The following is a 22,059-nucleotide window of genomic DNA, read 5'->3' as shown; positions in this document are numbered from 1 at the left end:
CCAGCGGCCCACAGCCTATCCACAGGCACGAAAAAACTCGTCCTCCGGCAAAGATTTGGAATCGCTTTCGGATTCGGATTCTCCCCGGAATTTAACAGAAGCGGAGAAATTCTTTCGAGTTCCTCGTCGAACGCGCGACAAATGGCATCGGCAGTGGATGGATTTTAATCCTTGATAGACACCGACTCTAAGAAATAGAAACCTTTTAAAATATCTTTGATTTTTTATAGGGAAGACGCGCTTGAGCGATAGGCGGCGAAAGATCATGAGGGTTCTCGACGGCGAAAGCGTCTTCCCTCCTCCTCTCTGGCTGATGAGACAGGCAGGACGCTATCTGCCGGAATACAGGGAGACCCGGGCAAAGGCCGGAAGCTTCCTCGATCTCTGCTACACGCCCGATCACGCCGTTGAAGTGACACTGCAGCCGATCCGCCGCTATGGCTTCGATGCAGCGATCCTGTTTTCCGACATTCTCGTCATTCCCGACGCGATGAAGCGGAATGTTCGTTTCACGGAAGGCCATGGACCGGAGATGGATCCGATCGATGAAGCGGGCATAGGCAGATTGAACGGCGACGACGTTGTCGATTATCTCAGACCGGTTCTGGAAACGGTGCGGCGGTTGCGGCAGGAATTGCCTGAAGAGACGACTCTGCTCGGTTTCTGCGGCGCGCCTTGGACGGTTGCGACCTATATGATCGCCGGCCACGGCACCCCGGATCAGGCCCCTGCCCGTCTCTTCGCCTACAAACATCCCCGCGCCTTCGAGCATCTGCTGATGCTGCTTGCCGAGGTTTCGGGCGATTATCTGGTGGCGCAGATCGACGCCGGCGCCGATGCCGTGCAGATCTTCGATTCCTGGGCCGGTGTTCTCGGCGAGAAAGAGTTCGACGCCTTCGCCGTCAAGCCGGTTGCACGGATGATCGCCTCGATCAAAGCGCGGCGGCCGCAGGCGCGCATCATCGCCTTCGCCAAGGGTGCGGGCTACCAGCTGAAAACCTATCGTCAGAAGACCGGAGCGGATGCGATCGGTCTCGACTGGTCCGTCCCGTTGGCCTTTGCCGCCGAACTTCAGAAGGATGGTCCCGTTCAGGGCAATCTCGATCCGATGCGCGTCGTTGCCGGCGGCCGGGCGCTGGAAGAGGGTATCGACGATATCCTAAGTCATCTCGGCAATGGACCGCTGATCTTCAACCTCGGCCACGGCATCACGCCGCAAGCCGACCCCGAGCATGTGCGTTTGCTGGTCGAGCGCGTGCGGGGGTCACGGATGCCCGAGGCATGACGACGGAAAAACAGACGGATCGTAGAGCCGGCGCTTACGCCCGGCGCCGCGCGCATTTTGCGCTCGCCTTCTTCGCGCTGATGGCGGTTGGGCTTTTCGCCTGGAATCCCGACAATCTCTATCTCTGGATCAAGGCGCTTCATATCATCGCGGTCATCTCCTGGATGGCAGGACTGTTCTATATGCCGCGGTTGTTCATCTATCATACCGACGCCGAACCAGGCTCGGTGCAGTCGGAAACCTTCAAGGTGATGGAGCGCCGGCTGCTTCGCATCATCATGACGCCGGCGATGATGCTGACCTGGATCTTCGGCCTTTATCTCGCCTGGTCGGTCTACGGGTTTCAGGGCGGCTGGCTGCATGCAAAGATCGGGCTGGTGGTGCTGCTGACCGCGATCCACATGTTCTTCAGCAACGCCGTGCGCGCGTTTGAGCGGGACGAAAATCGCCGTTCCGCGCGCTACTGGCGGTTCATGAATGAGGCGCCGACAGTGCTGATGATCGCGATCGTGATCCTCGTCGTGGTGAAGCCATTCTGAGGAGAAATCCTCTCTCAGGTTAAATTTGCTTCATTTTAAGCAGCCCCCTTGCGGCGGCGATAACGAGTCGCTATTTTCCGCGCATCTCATCTACGTGGCATGTGTGTAGATTTCAGTCGTCTGCGAGCCCCTTTCGCAGTACCGAATACGACCCAACATCGCCTTTCCCCTTCGAAATTGAAAAGAGTATTGGTCACTTCATGGCTGAAATGAAGCTTCAGGAACTTAAGAGCAAATCCCCGACGGATCTTCTGGCTTTCGCCGAATCGCTCGAGGTCGAGAATGCAAGCACGATGCGCAAGCAGGAGCTGATGTTTGCGATCCTCAAAATGCTTGCCAGCCAGGATGTGGAAATCATCGGCGAAGGGGTCGTCGAGGTGCTGCAGGACGGTTTCGGCTTCTTGCGTTCGGCGAATGCAAACTACCTGCCCGGTCCCGACGACATCTACATCTCACCGTCGCAGATCCGCCGTTTCTCGCTGAAAACCGGCGACACGGTCGAGGGACCGATCCGCGGGCCAAAGGAAGGCGAGCGTTATTTCGCGCTCCTCAAGGTCAACACCATCAATTTCGACGATCCGGAAAAGATTCGTCACAAAGTTCATTTCGACAACCTGACGCCGCTCTACCCGAACGAGCGCTTCAAAATGGAACTCGAGATCCCGACCTCCAAGGATCTGTCGCCGCGTGTGATCGACCTGGTGGCACCGCTCGGCAAGGGCCAGCGCGGACTGATCGTCGCGCCGCCGCGCACCGGTAAGACCGTGCTTCTCCAGAACATCGCGCATTCGATCACGGCCAACCATCCGGAATGTTATCTCATCGTCCTTCTTATCGACGAGCGTCCCGAGGAAGTGACCGACATGCAGCGCTCGGTTCGCGGCGAGGTTATCTCCTCGACCTTCGACGAGCCGGCGGTGCGTCACGTCCAGGTGGCCGAAATGGTCATCGAAAAAGCAAAGCGTCTGGTCGAGCATGGGCGCGACGTCGTCATCCTGCTCGATTCGATTACACGTCTCGGCCGCGCCTATAACACGGTCGTTCCCTCCTCCGGCAAGGTTCTGACGGGCGGCGTCGACGCCAACGCGCTGCAGCGGCCGAAGCGCTTCTTCGGCGCGGCGCGCAACATCGAGGAAGGCGGTTCTCTGACGATCATCGCTACCGCGCTGATCGATACCGGCAGCCGCATGGACGAAGTCATCTTTGAAGAGTTCAAGGGTACCGGCAACTCCGAGATCGTCCTTGACCGCAAGGTTGCCGACAAGCGCATCTTCCCGGCGATGGATATTCTGAAGTCCGGCACACGCAAGGAAGACCTTCTTGTACCACGCCAGGATCTGCAGAAGATCTTCGTTCTGCGTCGTATTCTCGCGCCGATGGGCACCACCGATGCGATCGAATTCCTGATCGACAAACTCAAACAGACGAAGAACAATTCGGACTTCTTCGAGTCGATGAACACCTGATCCTTAGCCGGATTCCTCCTATAAGAGCTGGCGCATCGTCTCGATGTCGCCAGCTTTTTGTTTGAGAGAGTCGATTCGGACTCGAACTGAAAAACCGGACGCATGGCCATGTTGAATGATACCATCTATGCGCTTTCGAGCGGTGCTCCGCCCGCAGGTGTTTCGGTCGTCCGCATCAGCGGTCCGCTGACTAAAGATATATTGATCCGACTGGCGGGATCGGCACCGGCTGCCCGAGCGGCGTCCTACCGAACGATTCGGACTTGTAACAACCAGCCGATCGACAACGGCTTGGTGCTGTTTTTCCCCGGCCCGCGCTCCTTTACCGGCGAGGACGTGGCCGAGTTGCAGGTCCACGGCAGTAAGGCCGTGCTGGCAGCATTGTTCTCCGAACTGGGTGATATTCCAGGTGTTCGTATGGCCAACGAGGGCGAGTTTTCGCGGCGGGCCTTCGAAAACGGCAAACTTGATCTTGTCGAGGTCGAGGGGCTCGCCGACCTGATCGGCGCCGAAACCGAAATGCAGCGCCGTCTCGCCGTGGAGCAGAGTGCCGGCGGTGTCTCGGCAATTTACGATTCGTGGGCGGAACGATTGACCCGGGCTCGGGCCTTGATCGAGGCGGAGCTTGATTTTCCCGACGAAGACGACGTACCAGGATCCGTCTCGGATATGGTCTGGACCGACATGAAGCGGCTTCGCGACGATATCGGCCTTCATCTCAACGCGGCCTCGGCGGGCGAAATCATCAGGGACGGCTTTAAAGTGGTGATCGCCGGCGCTCCGAATGCCGGAAAATCGAGCCTGCTGAACGCTCTGGCCCGGCGTGACGTCGCAATCGTCACCGACATTGCCGGAACGACCCGTGATGTGCTGCAGGTCGATCTCGATATTGACGGCTATCTTGTCAAACTCTATGACACCGCCGGTCTGCGCCAGGCGGACGACCGGGTGGAAATGGAGGGCGTGCGGCGCGCGCGTGTTGCGCTTCGTGATGCCGATCTTGCGCTGCTGTTGGTCGACATGAGCAATCCGACGATCCCCGGCGACTTGGAGCAGAATTTGCCCCATGTTATTGTCGGAACGAAGAAGGATCTCGTTGAGACTGGTTCGGATCGCTATGACCTGCAGATTTCGACGCTGACCGGTGACGGTCTGTCGGAGTTGCGCCAGCTGATCGGGCGCATTGTCGCCGATCGTTTCACTGGCCTGTCTCTGGCCATTCCTAGCCGGCAGAGGCATAAGGATTCGCTGACGAAATGTTTGGCAGCGCTCGACGCGGCGATCTTGGAGATTGACACAGATCTTGAACTGCGCACCGAGCAGCTTCGGCTTGCGGCTGAATACCTGGGGAGAATTACCGGGCGAGTGGACGTCGAACAGCTGCTCGACGTGATCTTCTCGGAGTTTTGCATCGGCAAGTGATTCACGTGAAACCTTTTCCGGCGCCCTCAGGTTCACGAGAAACCCTGCTGTTTTGGAGTTTTGATATGACCGATAGTGGCTATGATGTCATCGTCATCGGCGGCGGCCATGCAGGGACCGAGGCGGCCAGTGCGGCTGCGCGCCTCGGTGCGAAAACTGCGCTTGTTACCCACAGGCGAGACACGATCGGGGTCATGTCCTGCAATCCGGCGATCGGCGGGCTCGGCAAGGGACATCTGGTTCGTGAGATCGACGCGATGGATGGCCTGATGGGCCGTGTTGCCGATGTTGCCGGCATCCAGTTCAGAATGCTGAACCGCAAAAAGGGTGCGGCCGTGCGAGGTCCACGGACCCAGGCAGATCGAAAGCTTTACCGGCTGGCGATGCTCGCCGCAATCGACGCGACGCCAGGCCTGGACATTGTCGAGGGCGACGCATTCGATCTCGATGTGCTCGATAACCGGGTCGCTGGCGTCATCATGAAAGACGGCCGACGGCTGCAAGCGCCGGCTGTCGTCTTGACAACCGGCACCTTCCTGCGCGGCCTTATTCATATCGGCTCTGAAAAGACACCCGCTGGTCGTGTCGGCGAAGCGCCGTCGATCGGCCTGTCTGCCACCTTGGCGCGGTTGGGGCTGCGGCTGGGACGGTTGAAAACCGGAACGCCGGCCCGGCTGGATGGCAAGACGATCGACTGGCAATCCGTCGGCCGACAGGGGGCGGATGAGGAGCTTGTGCCCTTTTCCTTCATGAGCGATTCCATCACCACACGGCAGGTTGAATGCGGCGTCACCAGGACCACCGAGGCGACACATCGTATCATTGTCGACAATATCAAGCGCTCAGCGATGTATTCCGGGCAGATCGAAGGCGTCGGGCCGCGTTACTGCCCGTCCATCGAAGACAAGCTGGTGAAGTTCGGAGAGCGCGACGGACATCAGGTCTTTCTTGAACCCGAGGGACTGGATGATGACACGGTTTATCCGAACGGCATTTCAACGTCGCTACCGGCCGAAATTCAAGCCGCGTTTATTAAAACCATTCCAGGCCTCGAATCGGCCAGGATCCTGCAGCCGGGCTATGCCATCGAATATGACCATGTCGATCCAAGAGAGCTTACGCCATCGCTTGAGGTCAAGCGACTGAGGGGTCTGTTCCTCGCGGGCCAGATTAATGGCACCACCGGTTATGAGGAGGCAGCGGCCCAGGGACTGGCAGCCGGTTTGAACGCCGCCCTACGCAGTTCCGATTCGGAACCGTTCCATTTCAGTCGTACAAGCTCCTATATTGGCGTGATGATTGACGACCTGACGTCGCGTGGCGTTACGGAGCCGTATCGAATGTTTACCTCGCGTGCGGAATACCGCCTGACATTGCGTGCCGACAATGCCGATGTGCGGCTGACACCGCTGGCTATGGAGCTTGGATGTGTGGGCGCCGAGCGCGCCGAGCGATTCACGGCCTATCAGGCCGAGATTGACACTGGCCGCGCCCAGTTGATGGCGCTGACGGTGACGCCCAATGAGGCGCGACGGGCGGGCTTGAACATCAACCTCGATGGCCAGCGCCGGACGGCCTACGATCTCCTGTCCTATCCGGCCTTTGATTTCGCCACACTTCGACGGGTTTGGCCGGAGGAATTGGGCAGACTCCGGCCAAAGGCCGCGGAGGCGTTGGAGATCGAGGCAGGTTACTCGGTCTACCTTGATCGGCAGGCGGCGGCGATCGCCGATCAACAACGCGACGAGGAGCGGCGGATACCGGCCGATTTTGATTATGACGCGCTCTCGGGGCTTTCGAACGAGCTCAAGGCGAAGCTCAGTGCTGCTCGCCCGTTCAACGTTGCCCAGGCTGCGATTGTCGAGGGCATGACCCCCGCCGCCATTGCGCTGCTGCTGGTGCACTTGCGTCGGCAGCAGGGATTCGAACGCCAAAGCGCCTGATCGAGATGTGAGAGCTTTTGAGTATGGAATTGAACGGTTTGCGTGTTTCACGTGAAACACAGGAACGACTTCAACATTTTGCGACACTGTTTCAAAAATGGGCCAAGACGATCAACCTGGTGGCGCCCTCGACGCTCGATGCGCTGTGGCGCCGCCATATTGCTGATAGCAGTCAGATTTTTCAGATCTGCCCTCGGCCCGTCACCTGGGTCGATCTCGGCAGTGGCGGCGGCTTTCCCGGTGTGATCACCGCAATCTTTCTGGCAGAGCTGCAAGACGGTTGGGTGCATCTTGTCGAAAGCAACCACAAAAAGGCTGCGTTCTTGCGAACGGCTCTGCGGGAGACGAATGCACGGGGAAGCGTACACGCCAGTCGAATCGAAGACGCCTATGCGGAGATCGGCGACTGCGACGCGATCTCGGCGCGAGCCCTTGCCGATCTTAATGGGTTGATCGATTATTCGGCGCCTTGGATGCTTGGCAGGGAAAATTGCCGGGGGTTTTTTCACAAAGGCCGGGATTACCTGAGGGAAATCGCCGAAGCCCGTGGTCGGTGGGAATTCGATCTGATAGAACATGAGAGCGCCGTCGAGCAGGAATCCGTGATTTTGGAAGTATCGAATCTCCGGCGCTTGGTTTAACAGATCGGATATTGCAGCAATGGCTGGCGAACGACATCGGATAATAACCATCGCAAATCAGAAGGGTGGCGTTGGCAAGACGACCACTGCAATCAATCTGGCAACGGCGCTCGCTGCTATCGGCGAGCGTGTCCTGATCGTCGATCTGGATCCGCAGGGCAATGCCAGCACCGGCCTCGGTATCGACCGTCGCGATCGCAAGCTCTCCTCCTATGACCTGATGGTCGGTGAACGCGGGATCAGCGACGTGACGCTGGAAACAGCCGTTCCCAACCTTTTCATCGTTCCTTCGACAATGGATCTGCTCGGCATCGAGATGGAAATCGCGCAGCAGAGCGATCGGGTCTTTAAATTGCGGAAGGCACTGTCTTCTCCCGAGGCTATGGCATTCTCCTATATTCTTCTCGACTGCCCGCCCTCTTTCAATCTGTTGACGATGAATGCCATGGCGGCCGCCCATTCGGTGCTGGTGCCGCTGCAATGCGAATTTTTTGCGCTGGAGGGGCTCAGCCAGTTGCTCGAGACCGTCAGTCAGGTTCGTCGGACAGTAAATCCGCGGCTGGACATCCAGGGCATCGTCTTGACGATGTTCGATGCGCGCAACAATTTGGCCCAGCAGGTGGTCAATGATGTGCGGACGCATCTCGGGGAAAAGGTTTATCATACGTTAATCCCCCGTAACGTCCGGGTGTCCGAGGCGCCGTCCTACGGCAAGCCCGCTATTCTCTATGATCTGAAATGCGCGGGTAGCCAGGCCTATCTGCAACTGGCCTCCGAGGTCATTCAGCGTGAGCGCCAGAGACTGGCCGCGTAAAATCATTTCCGGGGTATAGGTGGGTGTAGATTATGAATGACGACGTATCGAAAAGACGACTGGGTCGCGGCCTTGCAGCACTGATTGGTGAAATGGATCAGCCTGTTCCGGTCGAAGCTGAGCGCACCGTCAGCGCCGACCGGATGATTCCGATCGAATTCGTCAGCCGTAACCCGCGCAATCCCCGTCGTTTCTTCGACGACACCGAACTGCACGATCTTGCGAGTTCCATCCGTCAGCACGGCATCGTTCAGCCGATCGTGGTGCGGACGATGTCGCAAGACAGATATGAAATCATTGCCGGCGAACGGCGTTGGCGGGCAGCTCAGCTCGCCGGCCTGATCGAAATTCCCGTCATTATTCGTGACGTTGACGATAAGACCGCGCTTGAGATTGCGATCGTCGAAAACGTACAGCGAGCGGACCTCAATCCTCTCGAAGAGGCATTGGGTTATGAGCAGCTGATCGCCGAATATGGCTACACCCAAAACGATCTCGGCGAGATTATCGGAAAAAGCCGCAGTCACGTCGCCAACTCGTTGCGTTTGCTGAAACTGCCGGAGCCGGTTCGCGATCTTCTTGCCGCCGGGAGCCTTTCCGCCGGACATGCCCGCGCGCTTGTGTCTACGCCCGACCCGGCAAGCCTTGCCCGCACCATTGTCGCCAAGGGCATGTCGGTGCGTGATGCCGAGAAGTTGGCGCAGAACAATATCAAGGCGCAATCAGAGCCGCAGCAGCCGGCCCTCCGTCGCGATCAGAAGGATTCGGATACGCTGGCGTTGGAGCGAACGCTTTCCGATGCCCTCGGTCTGGAGGTTTCAATCAATCACAGGAACGGCGGCGGCCAGATCAAGATTGCCTATAAGTCGCTGGAACAGCTAGAGGAAATCTGCCGCCTGCTGGAAAGGCGATGATCACGCGGATTTGCGGCCGGATTGAAGGGTGGTGGAGAGAAGTGTTTGCATCGCAACACTGTCTTCCAGCACCTGCCGCCGCCGGCTCTGGAGGATCGCCGCCTGCAGCCGATTGGATTCACGTGCGATGTTTTCCGCCGACCAGTGGCGGAGCGCCTGCTCGATGATCGGCTTGCGGCGAAAATGCAGATGCCGACCCATCGTCTGCATGACTTGAGGCGCCTGCACACGCTTTTCTTCCATTTCAGCGCGCATCATGTCCAGGAGTTGGAATTGCTTCAGACAGGCCTGGAGCACCAGAGAGATCGCGGTTTTTGAACTGCTGATCTTTTGCATGGCATGCAGGAAGCCGTTGAGGTCACCGCTGAGGATGGCATCGACGGCGTCATCAACGGAGATAGCGCTGGCGTCGCCAATTATTTCGGCAACGTGATGTTCTTCGACCGTATTGAGTCCGCTGCAATAGAGGGCGAGCTTCCGCACTTCGTTACGAGAGGCGATGCGATCACCGCCGATCAGTGCGATCAGCGCCTGACGGGCCGCCGGGGTAATGCCAAGCTTCTCCGCCCCGAGTTCAGCGTCGATCAGGCCGTTCAGAGCGCGGCTGTCGTCGGCGTAGGAGGGGATGGTCATGACGGATCGTGCGGCTTCCGCCGTCTTGCGGAGCAGGGATCCTTTTTTCAGATCGCCGGCCTCGACGATCAGGTAAGCGGCTTCGAGCGGCTTTTCGGCCAGCACCGCCAGCGAGTCCACGAGGTATTTTTCGTTGGCTGCACCGCGAATCCAGATGAGTTTCTCGCCGCCGAACAGCCCGATAGACTGAGCCTCGTCGACTAGGCGTCCGGGATCCTTCTGCAGATCGCCGATATCAAGTTTGGTCAGCGAGAAAGGGTCGTCGAGTGCGACGCCGGTCTTGCCGGCGATCTGGCCGGCCCGTTCGGAAACCAGACCCCGGTCCGGCCCGTAAATGACGAAAATCCGATAGTTCCCCGCCGATTTCTGCAGGAAAGTCTCGAATTCATGGGACTTGATTTCAGCCACCGCCCCGCCCTCAGCGGCTGAGGGCAGCGGCGAGATCCGCTCCTACGAATTCCGCCGCCTGGTCGGCCGCGCGGTTTTCGGCATCGCGGATCGCCCTTTGCTTGGCGAATTCCTGCTCGGAGAAATCCACCAGAGCCGTCGTCTGGCGACTGCCGGCCTTGATCACGTGACCGTCAGCTACGGCGCTCAGCGTATAGGTGACGGTGACGGTGACGCGACCGGCGCGCGATGTATCGCCGGATTGCCGCAGCAGCGTATCGGCGACGCTCGAGGTAGCGCGCATTTGGACGTGATATTGTGGATTTACCGCTTCGCCGGCGCCTCGCGATGCCAGGAAGATCAGGTGATTGCGCACCTGCTGCTCGACGCGACTGGCTGCATCGGAAAAGCCGACCGAGGACAGCTTTTCGACGACACCCGAGTTCTCCGAATAAAGCGGCCGAACCTGGCAGGCCGAAAGAAAGGCCGAGGCAGCAAGGATCATGGCGATGCCGGCATTGCGAGCCAGCCTGCGGGAGATATCAGACGACAATGTTCACAATCCTTTGGGGAACGACGATGATCTTCTTCGGTGCCTGCCCGTTCAGCACGTTCTTCACCGCATCCAGTTCCAGCACGGCGTTGGTGACGGCATTCTGATCTGCATCGCGAGAAATTGTCAATTCGGCGCGCTTCTTGCCGTTGATCTGCACGGGCAGAACGACGTCATTTTCCATGACCAGCGCTTCCACGTAACGCGGCCAGTCCGTGCGGGCGAGCATCCCGGCATTGCCGAGCGTCGCCCAGCATTCCTCGGCAAGATGCGGCGTCATCGGCGCGACGAGCTGGATCAGGATCTCGGCAGCGTCACGCACGGCGGCGCGATAGGCGATATCGCCTTCACCCGCAGCAACCCTCGTCAGCGGCGCAGCAAGTGCATTGACGAGCTCATAGATGCGGGCGACGGCCTTGTTGAACCAGAGCTTGTCGTAGTCGTTCTGAACGGCCTTCAGCGTCTTGTGCGCCGCCTGCGAGACTGCCAGAGCCTCCCCTTCGCTTGCCGGTGCGGGTGTTACGGTCGACAGCCCGCCGGCCGCTTCGGAAATCAGCCGCCACAGGCGCTGGGTGAAGCGATGGGCGCCTTCGACGCCGGCTTCCGACCAGATGACGTCGCGTTCCGGCGGCGAATCGGACAGAACGAAGAAGCGGGCGGTATCGGCGCCGTAGGAGGCGATGATATCGTCGGGATCGACGACGTTTTTCTTCGATTTCGACATCTTCTCGATCGAGCCGATGGCGACCTCCTCGCCTGTCGTCAGCAGCTGGGCGCGGCGTTTACCGTCGACCTCCTCGATGCGGATATCGGCGGGCGCCACCCATTCCCGGCTGGCGCCGGAGCCGCGGCTGTAGGTCTCATGGACCACCATACCCTGGGTGAAAAGGCCCTTGAAAGGCTCGGTGGCGGCGACATGGCCGGTCTCGCGCATGGCGCGGGTGAAGAAACGGGAATAGAGCAGATGCAGGATCGCATGCTCGATGCCGCCGATATATTGGTCGACCGGCAGCCAGCGATTAGCCGCCTCAGGATCGGTCGGTTTGGCTTCCCATGGCGCGGTAAAGCGGGTGAAATACCAGCTTGAATCGACGAAGGTGTCCATCGTATCCGTCTCGCGGCGAGCGTCCTTGCCGCAGTTCGGGCAGGCGACGTGACGCCAGGTCGGATGGCGGTCGAGCGGATTGCCGGGCTGGTCGAAGGTGACGTCCTCGGGCAGCTTGACCGGCAGATCCTTCTTCGGCACCGGCACGACGCCGCAGGCGTCGCAATGGGTGACCGGGATCGGGCAGCCCCAATAGCGCTGGCGCGAAATGCCCCAGTCGCGCAAGCGGAAATTGATCATCCGCTCGCCCTGAGGCGCGTTGCCGAGGGAAGTTGCCGACAGCCGGTCGGCGACGATATTGAAGGCTTCTTCCGTCGTCTTGCCGTCGAGGAAACGCGAATTGATCATCACGCCGTCGCCGTCATAGGCGGTGTCGCCAACGGAAAAGCTTGCGGCGTCACCATCCCTCGGCATGACGACCGGCACAACCGGCAGTCCATATTTCCGCGCAAAATCGAGGTCGCGCTGGTCCCCCGACGGGCAGCCGAAGATCGCGCCGGTGCCGTAATCCATCAGCACGAAATTGGCGATGTAGACCGGCAGTTCCCAGGAGGGATCGAGCGGATGCCTGACGCGGATGCCGGTATCCATGCCCTTCTTTTCGGCGGTTTCGAGCGCGGCAAGCGAGGTGCCGGCGCGGCGGCACTCCTCGCAGAAGGCTTCGATCTCAACATTCTTCGCGGCGGCATCCTTGGCCAGCGGATGATCGGCGGCGATCGCCAGGAAGGAGGCGCCGAACAAGGTGTCCGGCCGTGTCGTATAGACCGTGATTTCGGTCTCGCCGGCGGGCGCCGTTTCCGGCACGATCTCCCACCGGACCGTCAGGCCTTCTGAACGGCCGATCCAGTTCTTCTGCATCAGGCGCACTTTTTCCGGCCACTGGTCGAGCGTATCCAGCGCGTCCAGCAGGTCCTGGCTGAAATCGGTGATCTTGAAGAACCATTGCGTCAGCTCGCGCTGTTCCACCAGTGCACCGGAACGCCAGCCGCGGCCGTCGATCACCTGTTCGTTGGCAAGAACAGTATTGTCGACCGGATCCCAGTTCACCTTCGACTGCTTGCGGTAGACCAGGCCCTTTTCCAGGAAGTCCAGGAACAGGTGCTGCTGGTGCTGGTAATAGTCGGCGTCGCAAGTGGCGAATTCGCGGCTCCAGTCCAGCGACAGCCCCATGGCCTTCAGCTGCGCCTTCATCGAAGCGATGTTCTGGTAGGTCCAGGATGCCGGGTGCACGCCGCGCTCCATAGCGGCGTTTTCCGCCGGCATGCCGAAGGCGTCCCAGCCCATCGGATGCAGCACATTATAGCCGCGGGCACGCTTGTAACGGGCAACCACGTCGCCCATGGCGTAATTGCGGACATGGCCCATATGAATGCGCCCCGAGGGATAGGGGAACATTTCGAGGACATAATATTTTTCGCGCGGATCCGAATTGTCGGTCTCGAAGACCTTGTCTTCGTTCCATTTCTGCTGCCAGCGGGGCTCGGCGTCGCGCGGATTATAACGTTCGGTGGCCATGGTATTCAAAATTCCGGAAAATCAGGGGAGTTGGCCGAGACCTTCACCATGAAACCACCGTAGCGTCAAGTTTTGCAGGCGTTGCAAGCGTCCGATCTTCATGCCGCCGAAGCGATTTCACCAGCGCGGCTCTTGGCAAGCACGGAATGGCTGGCTAGTTCATTGCCAATTCTTTTCACGCTGATATGTCGAGGCAGAACGATGGACCTTCAAGAGCGGTTGAACGACGTGCGGTCGCGGATCGCGGCTGGGGAACGCCAGGCAGGCCGTCCGGCTGGGTCCGTTCAGCTCGTCGCCGTATCGAAGACGTTCGAGGCGGATGCGATCCGCCCCGCCATCGAGGCCGGGCAGCGGGTGTTCGGTGAGAACCGGGTACAGGAAAGCCAGGGCAAATGGCCGGCGCTGAAAACCGCACATTCCGACATCGAACTGCATCTAATCGGACCGCTGCAATCGAACAAGGCGGCGGACGCGGTGGCGCTTTTCGACGTGATCGAGACCGTCGATCGGGAAAAGATAGCGCGCGCCCTTGCCGAGGAGATGAAGCGGCAAGGTAAGACACCGCGGCTTTACGTCCAGGTCAATACCGGGCTCGAGCCGCAGAAGGCCGGCATTGCGCCTGACGACACGCCGGCCTTCGTCACGCTTTGCCGCGACGAGCTCGGCCTATCGATTGAGGGTCTAATGTGCATTCCGCCGGCCGAGGAAAATCCCGGGCCGCATTTTGCCCTGCTGGCAAAACTCGCATCGAAATGCGGCGTTGACAAACTCTCCATGGGCATGTCGGGCGATTACGAGACGGCGATCGCCTTCGGCGCCACCAGCGTTCGCGTCGGTTCGGCAATTTTCGGCGCGCGCTGATACGCTGCTTTGGTCGGGCTTCCCGTTCCCCTCCCCTGTGCCTAAATTAACATCGAGGCTTGCATGTCCTGGGGAGGAGCAGATGCAGAACGGCTACCATCAGGCCTATGCGGCCTGGAAAAGCGATCCCGAAGCCTTCTGGCGCGAAGCCGCCGCCGAGATCGACTGGTTCAAGCCGCCGGAGCGGGTGTTTTCGCCCGATGAGGGTATTTACGGCCGCTGGTTCTCGGAAGCGGAAACCAATACCTGTCACAATTGCCTGGACCGGCAGGTCACGGCCGGCCGCGGCGGCGAGACGGCCATCATCTTCGACAGCGCCATGACCGGCGAGAAGCGCCGGTTCTCCTATGACGAGGTGCTCGGCGAGGTAAAGGCCATCGCCGCGACGCTGCTGGCGCTCGGCATCGCCAAAGGCGACCGCGTTATCCTCTATATGCCGATGCTGCCACAGGCGGTGTTTTCCATGCTCGCCTGTGCTCGCATTGGCGCGGTCCATTCCGTCGTTTTCGGCGGCTTTGCGGCCAGCGAGCTTGCGGCGCGTATCGACGACAGTGGCGCCAGGCTGGTGATCACCGCGAGCTGCGGGCTGGAGCCAGGCCGCGTCGTCGCCTATAAGCCGCTGGTCGATCAGGCGATCGAGATTGCGCGGGTGAAGCCGGAGCGCTGCCTGGTGCTGCAGCGGCCGCAGCTCCGGGCAGAACTCGTCGGCGGCCGCGATGAGGATTTCGAGGCGGCTGTGGCGCCCCACCGCGGCGCCGAGGTGGCCTGTGTTTCCGTCAAGGCGACCGATCCGCTCTATATCCTCTATACCTCGGGCACGACCGGGCAGCCGAAGGGCGTGGTGCGCGACAATGGCGGGCATATGGTCGCGCTGAACTGGTCGATGCGGAATATCTACGGGCTGAAACCGGGCGAGGTCTTCTGGACGGCGTCCGATATCGGCTGGGTCGTCGGCCATTCCTATATCGTCTACGCGCCGCTGATATCGGGCGTGACGACTTTGATCTTCGAGGGAAAGCCGGTCGGCACGCCGGATGCCGGCGCATTTTGGCGCATCGTTGCAGAGCACGACGTGCGCGTGCTCTTCACCGCGCCGACCGCCTTTCGCGCCATCCGGCGAGAGGACGGGGACGGCGACCTGATCGCGCGCTACAAGATGCCCAATTTGCGGGCGCTGTTTCTTGCCGGCGAGCGGGCGGATCCCGAGACCTTGAAATGGGCCGAACGCATGCTTGCCATCCCCGTGATCGACCACTGGTGGCAGACGGAGACCGGCTGGCCGATCGCCGCAAATCCGCTCGGCCTCGGCGCCCTGCCCGTCAAGCACGGTTCACCGGCGCTGCCGATGCCGGGCTACGAGGTAACGGTGCTCGACGATGCCGGCCATCCGATCGAGGCGGGGACGCTCGGCAATATCGTCATCAGGCTGCCCCTGCCGCCCGGCTGCCTGCCGACCCTCTGGCATGCGGATGACCGTTTCCGATCGGCCTATCTCGATGAGTTTCCCGGTTATTACAAGACCGCCGACGCCGGCTATGTCGATGAGGACGGCTATCTCTTCATCATGTCGCGGACCGACGACATCATCAATTGTGCCGGTCATCGCCTCTCGACCGGCGCGATGGAGGAGGTTTGCGCGCGGCATCCCGATGTCGCCGAATGCGCGGTCATCGGTGTCATCGATGCGCTGAAGGGTCAGGCGCCTTGCGGCTTTCTGGTGCTGAAGCGGCATGTTTTGCGCGAATCGACGACGATTGAATCGGAGGTGGTGGCGATGATTCGCGATCAGATCGGGCCTGTCGCCGCCTTCAAGACGGCCATCACCGTGAACCGATTGCCGAAGACGCGATCGGGCAAGATCCTGCGCGGCACCATGCAGAAAATTGCCGACGGCATACCTTGGAAAATGCCTGCGACCATTGATGATCCGGCGGTTTTGGAGGAGATCGCCGAGGCCTTGCGCAAGCGCGGTTTCGGCTCGCTGCCAATGTAAAAGTTGCGCAGTCGATGAGCCCAAATGAGGAATTGTTAACCACGGTGCGCAGGGACTTGTTAACCGCAAAGGTTTGTATAGCAGGCTCTGCATGACACAGTCGCCGTTACCAACAGCAGCTCGGCAGCCAGTCGCCTTCGATTGCAGCTCAGCACAGAACATCCTCACCCTGTTCCGCAGCTGATCCGGGACGGGCGATCTCCATCAAAAAACCCCGTCGGGCGGTTCGCTCGGCGGGGTTTTCTTCATGAGACCTTGGATATCTCAGTACTGGTCGTCCTCGTCGTCGTTCTTCGGGGTCGAGCGCAGCGAGCTCAGCTTGCGGAAGACGGCGTCGGCGTCGATTTCCTTTTCCTCTTCGCGCTCGTAACTCGGGGTCAGGCGCTCGGTTTCCTGCGCCGATTGCAGCGTTGCGCCCAGCTCGGCGGCGGTCGGCAGCGGACGACCCTTGGAAGCTTTTTCCACTTCCATGTCGAGGTCGATCTGGCTGCAGAGGCCGAGCGTAACCGGATCCATCGGCGCCAGGTTGGCGGAGTTCCAGTGAGTGCGCTCGCGGATCTGCTCGATCGTCGATTTCGTCGTGCCGACGAGGCGGGAAATCTGCGCGTCCTTCAACTCCGGATGATTGCGCACCAGCCAGAGAATGGCGTTCGGGCGGTCCTGACGCTTGGAGACCGGCGTATAACGCGGACCGCGGCGCTTGGATTCCGGCACGCGCACCTTCGGTTCGGAAAGCTTCAGCTTGTGGTTCGGGTTGGCTTCGGCACGGGCGATCTCGTCGCGGGAGAGCTGTCCCGTCGAGATCGGGTCGAGGCCCTTGATGCCCTGCGCCGCTTCGCCGTCGGCAATCGCCTTGACTTCGAGCGGGTGCAGTTTGCAGAACTGCGCGATCTGATCGAAAGACAGCGCCGTGTTGTCGACAAGCCAGATGGCAGTCGCCTTCGGCATGAGCAATGTTTGAGCCATGGATATAGTCCTTCTATCGTCCGCGCCGGTCGCGGTCCGTGGATTGTCACCACAATGTCCGGGAAATATGCCGCTATATAACCGGACTGTCGCAGAATTGCAATTCTTCCGAAATGAAATGACCTTTGTCTAATTGCCGTAGCGATGCGAACTGCTATGAATTGCCGTGATTTGAAGTTCGGGCCCTGTATAGCTCGCGGTCCGTCGCATGTCCCATGAGGAGGAGTTCCATGTCGGAGAAGATCTATCCGGTCACGAAGCCGGTGAAGGCGCGCGCCCTGATCGATAAGGATAAGTACCTGAAATGGTACGAGGAGAGCATTGAAAATCCGGACAAGTTCTGGGGCAAGCACGGCAAGCGGATCGACTGGTTCAAACCTTATACCAAGGTCAAGAACACCTCCTTTACCGGTAAGGTCTCGATCAAATGGTTCGAAGACGGCCAGACGAACGTCTCCTACAATTGCATCGACCGCCATCTGAAGACGAATGGCGACCAGGTGGCGATCATCTGGGAAGGCGACAACCCCTATATCGACAAGAAGATCACCTATAACGAGCTCTACGACCATGTCTGCCGGACGGCGAACGTGTTGAAGAAGCATGGTGTCAAGAAGGGCGATCGCGTCACCATCTACATGCCGATGATCCCCGAAGCGGCCTATGCGATGCTCGCCTGTGCCCGCATCGGCGCGGTGCACTCGGTCGTCTTCGGCGGCTTCTCGCCGGAGGCGCTGGCGGGGCGCATCGTCGACTGCGAATCCACCTTCGTCATCACCTGCGACGAGGGCGTGCGCGGCGGCAAGCCGGTGCCGCTCAAGGACAATACCGATACCGCAATCCACATCGCCGCCCGCCAGCATGTCACTGTCAGCAAGGTGCTGGTCGTGCGCCGCACCGGCGGCAAGACCGGCTGGGCGCCCGGCCGCGACCTCTGGTATCATCAGGAAATCGCCAGCGTGAAACCGGAATGCCCGCCGGTGAAGATGAAAGCGGAAGACCCGCTGTTCATTCTCTATACGTCAGGTTCGACCGGCAAGCCGAAGGGCGTGCTGCATACGACGGGCGGTTATCTCGTCTACGCTTCCATGACCCATGAATATGTCTTCGACTATCATCACGGTGACATCTACTGGTGCACGGCCGATGTCGGCTGGGTTACCGGCCATTCCTATATCGTCTATGGGCCGCTGGCGAACTGCGCGACGACGCTGATGTTCGAGGGCGTGCCGAATTTCCCGGATCAGGGCCGTTTCTGGGAAGTGATCGACAAGCATAAGGTCAATATCTTCTATACGGCGCCGACGGCAATCCGCTCGCTGATGGGCGCCGGCGACGAATTCGTCACGCGCTCCTCCCGCTCTTCGCTGCGCCTGCTCGGCACGGTCGGCGAGCCGATCAATCCGGAAGCCTGGGAATGGTATTACAATGTCGTCGGCGACAAGCGCTGCCCGGTCATCGATACCTGGTGGCAGACGGAAACCGGCGGCCATATGATCACGCCGCTACCGGGCGCCACCGATCTGAAGCCGGGTTCGGCGACGGTGCCGTTCTTCGGCGTCAAGCCGCAGCTGGTCGACAATGAGGGCAAGGTGCTGGAAGGCCCCGCCGACGGCAATCTCTGCATCGCCGACAGCTGGCCGGGCCAGATGCGCACCGTCTATGGCGATCACGACCGCTTCATCCAGACTTATTTCTCCACCTACAAAGGCAAGTATTTCACCGGCGACGGCTGCCGGCGCGACGAAGACGGCTATTACTGGATCACCGGCCGTGTCGACGACGTACTCAACGTCTCCGGCCACCGGCTCGGAACGGCGGAGGTGGAGTCCGCCCTCGTCTCGCATAATCTGGTGTCGGAAGCCGCGGTCGTCGGCTATCCGCACTCGATCAAGGGTCAGGGCATCTATTGCTACGTGACGCTGATGGCCGGCCACGAAGGCACCGACACGCTTCGCCAGGAACTGGTGAAACATGTGCGTGCCGAAATCGGACCGATCGCCGCGCCCGATAAGATCCAGTTCGCGCCCGGCCTGCCGAAAACCCGCTCCGGCAAGATCATGCGCCGCATCCTGCGCAAGATCGCCGAAGACGATTTCGGCGCTCTGGGAGACACTTCGACGCTTGCCGATCCGGCTGTCGTCGACGATCTGATCGCCAACCGGCAGAACAAGGTGACCGCCTGATATAAAGAGCCGCTCCGGCCATCCGAGTCCCGGGGCGGCTCACTTTGTTTTGGCTGGCTGAATTTGGATGGCCCGCACGAGGCCCGGATTCGGGCCTGACAATCCTGCTTTAAAAATCGATTGCCCGGCCGTTGATCTCGTAATCACCGAAGCGCGCGGGCTCGGCTCCGCCGCGGCCGCCGATCTCAGGCGGAAGCTCCAGCGGCTTCTGGTTCTTCCGTCGTTCCTCAGCCTCGGCAAGCGCACGTTGGGCCGCCGGGGACAGCACTTTGCGCGGCCGCTCCGATTCCTCCGCCGTCGGCGTTTGGCTATTGTCGTTATCGGCTTCCTGCATGACCTTCTCCTGCCGGAAATATTGAAAATGGCGGGTGAATAACCAAATCATAATGCGCGGTCGCCGGGAATGAAAGCTTGTGACGCCGAAATCGGAGTTGGAGATTCGCAATGAACCTCGTTCGCACTGCCATGTTGCTTGCCTTCATGACGGCGCTTTTCATGTTCGTCGGCTTTCTGATCGGCGGTCGGGGCGGCATGATGATCGCCTTTCTCATTGCCGCCGGCATGAATTTCTTCTCCTATTGGAACTCCGATCGCATGGTGCTTGCAGCCTATCGCGCGCATGAGATCGATGAGCGCAATGCGCCGGAATTCTTTGCGATCGTGCGCGATCTCGCCCGCAATGCCGGCCTGCCGATGCCGAAGGTCTATCTCTACGACAGCCCGCAGCCGAATGCCTTCGCCACCGGCCGCAATCCCGAAAATGCCGCCGTCGCCGCGCCGACCGGCCTGCTCGCTGCCTTGTCTCCCGAGGAGGTCGCCGGCGTGATGGCGCATGAGCTCGCCCATATTCAGAACCGCGACACGTTGACCATGACGATCACGGCAACGCTTGCTGGCGCGATCTCGATGCTCGGCAACTTCGCATTCTTCTTCGGCGGAAACCGCGACAACAACAATAATCCTCTCGGTTTCATCGGCGTTCTCGTCGCGATGATCGTCGCACCGCTCGCCGCCATGCTGGTGCAGATGGCGATCAGCCGCACGCGTGAATATTCGGCCGACCGGCGCGGCGCCGAAATCTGCGGCAATCCGCTCTGGCTCGCCTCCGCACTTGGAAAGATCGCCCGTGGCGCGGCTCATGTGCCGAACGAGGATGCCGAGCGCAATCCGGCGACGGCGCATATGTTCATCATCAATCCGCTTTCCGGCGAGCGCATGGACAATCTGTTTTCCACCCATCCGAACACCGAAAACCGCATTGCCGCGCTGCAGGAGATGGCGCAAAGCGGCATGAATGTCTCGACGGGACCGGTGCGTGCTGCTAATCCGTCGCGCAAATCGCGCTCTGTTCCGAATACGGGTCGCGGTGGTTCGCAACCGCCAAAAGGTCCGTGGTCTTGAATTCAGACGGCACGAAAAAGCCATTCCGGAAACAGAAACCTTCGGCCGTTCGATCGGCGCCAGCCAAGCCCGGCCTGCAGGCCCGGGCGGCGGCCGCAAAAATTATGGCTGCGGTCGTCGACCGCAAGCTGCCACTCGACGGCGCTCTCGATCATGAACATGGCAATCCGGCCTATAAGGCGCTTGGCGAAAGCGATCGCGCCCTTGTCCGCGCCATTTTGAATACGACGCTGCGCCATCTGCCGCGCATCGACGCCGCGATTGCCTTGCTGCTGGAATCGCCGCTGCCGGAGGGTGCTCGGGCCTTGCACCATGTTCTGGCAATCGCGGCTGCGCAGATCCTCTATCTCGACGTGCCGGATCATTCGGCCGTCGATCTTGCCGTCGAGCAGGCCAACCTCGATCCACGCAATCGCCGCTTCGCCAAGCTGGTCAACGCGGTCCTGCGCCGGCTCGGCCGCGAAAAGGACGAGGTGCTGGAGCAGATCGGCAAGGTTCCGCCGATGCCGGGCTGGTTCCTCACACGGCTGGAGAAGGCCTATGGCCGGGACGCGGCGCTGGCGATCTCGCGATCGCAGCTCGAACCTGCGGCGATCGATTTGACTGTCAAATCCGACGCCGAAGCCTGGGCGAAGAAGCTGAACGGCGTTATCCTACCGACGGGCGGAGTCCGGCTTGCCGCCTTTGACGGCGGAATTCCTTCACTGGAGGGCTTCGACGACGGTGCCTGGTGGGTGCAGGATGCGGCGGCAAGCATTCCGGCCAGGCTTTTCGGTGATCTCTCGGGCAAACGTGCCGCCGATCTCTGTGCGGCACCCGGCGGCAAGACAGCGCAGCTCATCCTCGCCGGCGGCGCGGTGACCGCACTCGATCAGTCGGAAAGCCGGCTAAGACGGCTGCGGTCGAATCTCGAGCGGCTTGGCCTCAGGGCGGAAACGGTTGCGACAGATCTGACGACATTCAAGCCGACGGAAGGTTTCGATGCGATCCTGCTCGACGCCCCCTGCTCTTCCACCGGCACGACGCGCCGGCACCCCGACGTGCTGTGGACCAAGGGGCCGGATGATATCGCGAGGCTGGCGGCGCTGCAGGAGCGGCTGCTGCGTCATGCGCTGACCTTGCTGAAGCCCGGCGGCACGCTGGTGTTTTCGAACTGTTCGCTCGATCCCGCCGAAGGCGAGGAGGTCGTCGCCCGGGTTCTTTCCGATACGAACGCGATCGAGCGTGTTGCGATCAACGCCGGCGACTGGCCCGGTCTCGAAGCGGCGATCACGCCGCTCGGCGAATTCCGCACGCTTCCGACCATGCTGAAAATGCCCGACGGGATCGCCTCCGGTCTCGATGGCTTTTACGCGGCGATGCTGCGGCGAGCGGGCTGACCAAGCTCAAAGGCCGGCGCAACCATGCGAGGATTGGAAATCCTCGCATCATCGCC

18 protein-coding genes are annotated in these 22,059 nt (G+C 60.5%); 13 read left to right on the top strand and 5 right to left on the bottom strand.

The features are described from left to right. Positions 1-241: 241 nt before the first annotated feature. From hemE to B5E41_RS04005, 8 genes are all read left to right on the top strand, one after another. Positions 242-1,285, top strand: coding sequence for a uroporphyrinogen decarboxylase (gene hemE / locus B5E41_RS04040; RefSeq protein WP_088391237.1), 1,044 nt, complete (start codon positions 242-244; stop codon positions 1,283-1,285). Next, positions 1,282-1,824 carry a protoporphyrinogen oxidase HemJ gene (gene hemJ / locus B5E41_RS04035; RefSeq protein WP_088391235.1) on the top strand — a complete coding sequence of 181 codons (543 nt, stop codon included), beginning with the start codon at positions 1,282-1,284 and terminating at the stop codon, positions 1,822-1,824. Before hemE ends, hemJ begins: the two co-directional genes overlap by 4 nt. Positions 1,825-2,024: 200 nt before the next feature. Beyond that, positions 2,025-3,290 carry a transcription termination factor Rho gene (rho, locus tag B5E41_RS04030; RefSeq protein WP_088391233.1) on the top strand — a complete coding sequence of 422 codons (1,266 nt, stop codon included), beginning with the start codon at positions 2,025-2,027 and terminating at the stop codon, positions 3,288-3,290. 102 nt (positions 3,291-3,392) lie between these two features. Continuing rightward, a complete protein-coding gene (gene mnmE, locus B5E41_RS04025; RefSeq protein WP_088391224.1) occupies positions 3,393-4,712 on the top strand; it encodes a tRNA uridine-5-carboxymethylaminomethyl(34) synthesis GTPase MnmE in 1,320 nt (439 codons plus the stop codon). Between the two features lie 65 nt (positions 4,713-4,777). After that, positions 4,778-6,655 (top strand): tRNA uridine-5-carboxymethylaminomethyl(34) synthesis enzyme MnmG, encoded by a 1,878-nt coding sequence (mnmG, locus tag B5E41_RS04020; protein ID WP_088391222.1) that lies wholly within the window; start codon positions 4,778-4,780, stop codon positions 6,653-6,655. 23 nt (positions 6,656-6,678) lie between these two features. Continuing rightward, positions 6,679-7,296, top strand: coding sequence for a 16S rRNA (guanine(527)-N(7))-methyltransferase RsmG (rsmG, locus tag B5E41_RS04015; RefSeq protein ID WP_088391220.1), 618 nt, complete (start codon positions 6,679-6,681; stop codon positions 7,294-7,296). A gap of 19 nt (positions 7,297-7,315) precedes the next feature. Continuing rightward, positions 7,316-8,110, top strand: coding sequence for a ParA family protein (locus B5E41_RS04010; RefSeq protein WP_064805796.1), 795 nt, complete (start codon positions 7,316-7,318; stop codon positions 8,108-8,110). A 32-nt stretch (positions 8,111-8,142) separates the two neighbouring features. Next, the gene (locus tag B5E41_RS04005) at positions 8,143-9,024 is read left to right on the top strand and encodes a ParB/RepB/Spo0J family partition protein (protein ID WP_064805794.1); all 882 of its coding nucleotides are present in this window, start codon (positions 8,143-8,145) and stop codon (positions 9,022-9,024) included. Here B5E41_RS04005 and holA read toward each other — a convergent pair whose 3' ends face one another. From holA to leuS, 3 genes are read right to left on the bottom strand one after another with little or no spacing between them, the layout of a single operon-like run. Continuing rightward, positions 9,025-10,065 (bottom strand): DNA polymerase III subunit delta, encoded by a 1,041-nt coding sequence (gene holA, locus B5E41_RS04000; protein ID WP_088391218.1) that lies wholly within the window; start codon positions 10,063-10,065, stop codon positions 9,025-9,027. A gap of 10 nt (positions 10,066-10,075) precedes the next feature. Beyond that, complete coding sequence (gene lptE / locus B5E41_RS03995) at positions 10,076-10,597, bottom strand: LPS assembly lipoprotein LptE (RefSeq protein WP_085860753.1); 522 nt, start codon at positions 10,595-10,597, stop codon at positions 10,076-10,078. Next, positions 10,587-13,217 carry a leucine--tRNA ligase gene (gene leuS / locus B5E41_RS03990; protein WP_088391216.1) on the bottom strand — a complete coding sequence of 877 codons (2,631 nt, stop codon included), beginning with the start codon at positions 13,215-13,217 and terminating at the stop codon, positions 10,587-10,589. Before leuS ends, lptE begins: the two co-directional genes overlap by 11 nt. Before the next feature lie 201 nt (positions 13,218-13,418). Between leuS and B5E41_RS03985 the strand changes: the two genes are divergently transcribed. Next, positions 13,419-14,078: a YggS family pyridoxal phosphate-dependent enzyme gene (locus B5E41_RS03985; RefSeq protein ID WP_088391214.1), complete on the top strand. Its 660-nt coding sequence runs from the start codon at positions 13,419-13,421 to the stop codon at positions 14,076-14,078. An 82-nt stretch (positions 14,079-14,160) separates the two neighbouring features. Further along, positions 14,161-16,071, top strand: a complete 1,911-nt coding sequence (locus B5E41_RS03980) for a propionyl-CoA synthetase (protein WP_088391212.1) — start codon at positions 14,161-14,163, stop codon at positions 16,069-16,071. 264 nt (positions 16,072-16,335) lie between these two features. Here the strand turns inward: B5E41_RS03980 and B5E41_RS03975 are convergent, their stop codons facing one another. Further along, entirely contained in the window at positions 16,336-17,037 is a 702-nt protein-coding gene (locus tag B5E41_RS03975) for a DUF1013 domain-containing protein (protein WP_088391210.1), read from the bottom strand. A gap of 230 nt (positions 17,038-17,267) precedes the next feature. On the opposite strand from B5E41_RS03975, the gene acs reads away from it, so the two are divergent. Continuing rightward, positions 17,268-19,223 (top strand): acetate--CoA ligase, encoded by a 1,956-nt coding sequence (acs, locus tag B5E41_RS03970; RefSeq protein WP_088391208.1) that lies wholly within the window; start codon positions 17,268-17,270, stop codon positions 19,221-19,223. A 109-nt stretch (positions 19,224-19,332) separates the two neighbouring features. On the opposite strand, the gene B5E41_RS03965 is transcribed toward acs, so the two are convergent. Then, a complete protein-coding gene (locus B5E41_RS03965) occupies positions 19,333-19,557 on the bottom strand; it encodes a DUF1674 domain-containing protein (RefSeq protein ID WP_088391370.1) in 225 nt (74 codons plus the stop codon). A gap of 110 nt (positions 19,558-19,667) precedes the next feature. Here B5E41_RS03965 and htpX point away from each other — a divergent pair, with 110 nt between their 5' ends. After that, a complete protein-coding gene (gene htpX, locus B5E41_RS03960; RefSeq protein ID WP_088391206.1) occupies positions 19,668-20,624 on the top strand; it encodes a zinc metalloprotease HtpX in 957 nt (318 codons plus the stop codon). Continuing rightward, positions 20,615-22,003, top strand: a complete 1,389-nt coding sequence (locus B5E41_RS03955; RefSeq protein ID WP_088391204.1) for an RsmB/NOP family class I SAM-dependent RNA methyltransferase — start codon at positions 20,615-20,617, stop codon at positions 22,001-22,003. Before htpX ends, B5E41_RS03955 begins: the two co-directional genes overlap by 10 nt. Positions 22,004-22,059: the final 56 nt, after the last annotated feature.

Origin of the sequence: Rhizobium esperanzae (assembly GCF_002204185.1) — a bacterium.
Lineage (GTDB): Bacteria > Pseudomonadota > Alphaproteobacteria > Rhizobiales > Rhizobiaceae > Rhizobium > Rhizobium esperanzae.
The sequence above is the reverse complement of the archived record's forward strand: the minus strand, read 5'-3'. Positions and strand labels throughout refer to the sequence as shown.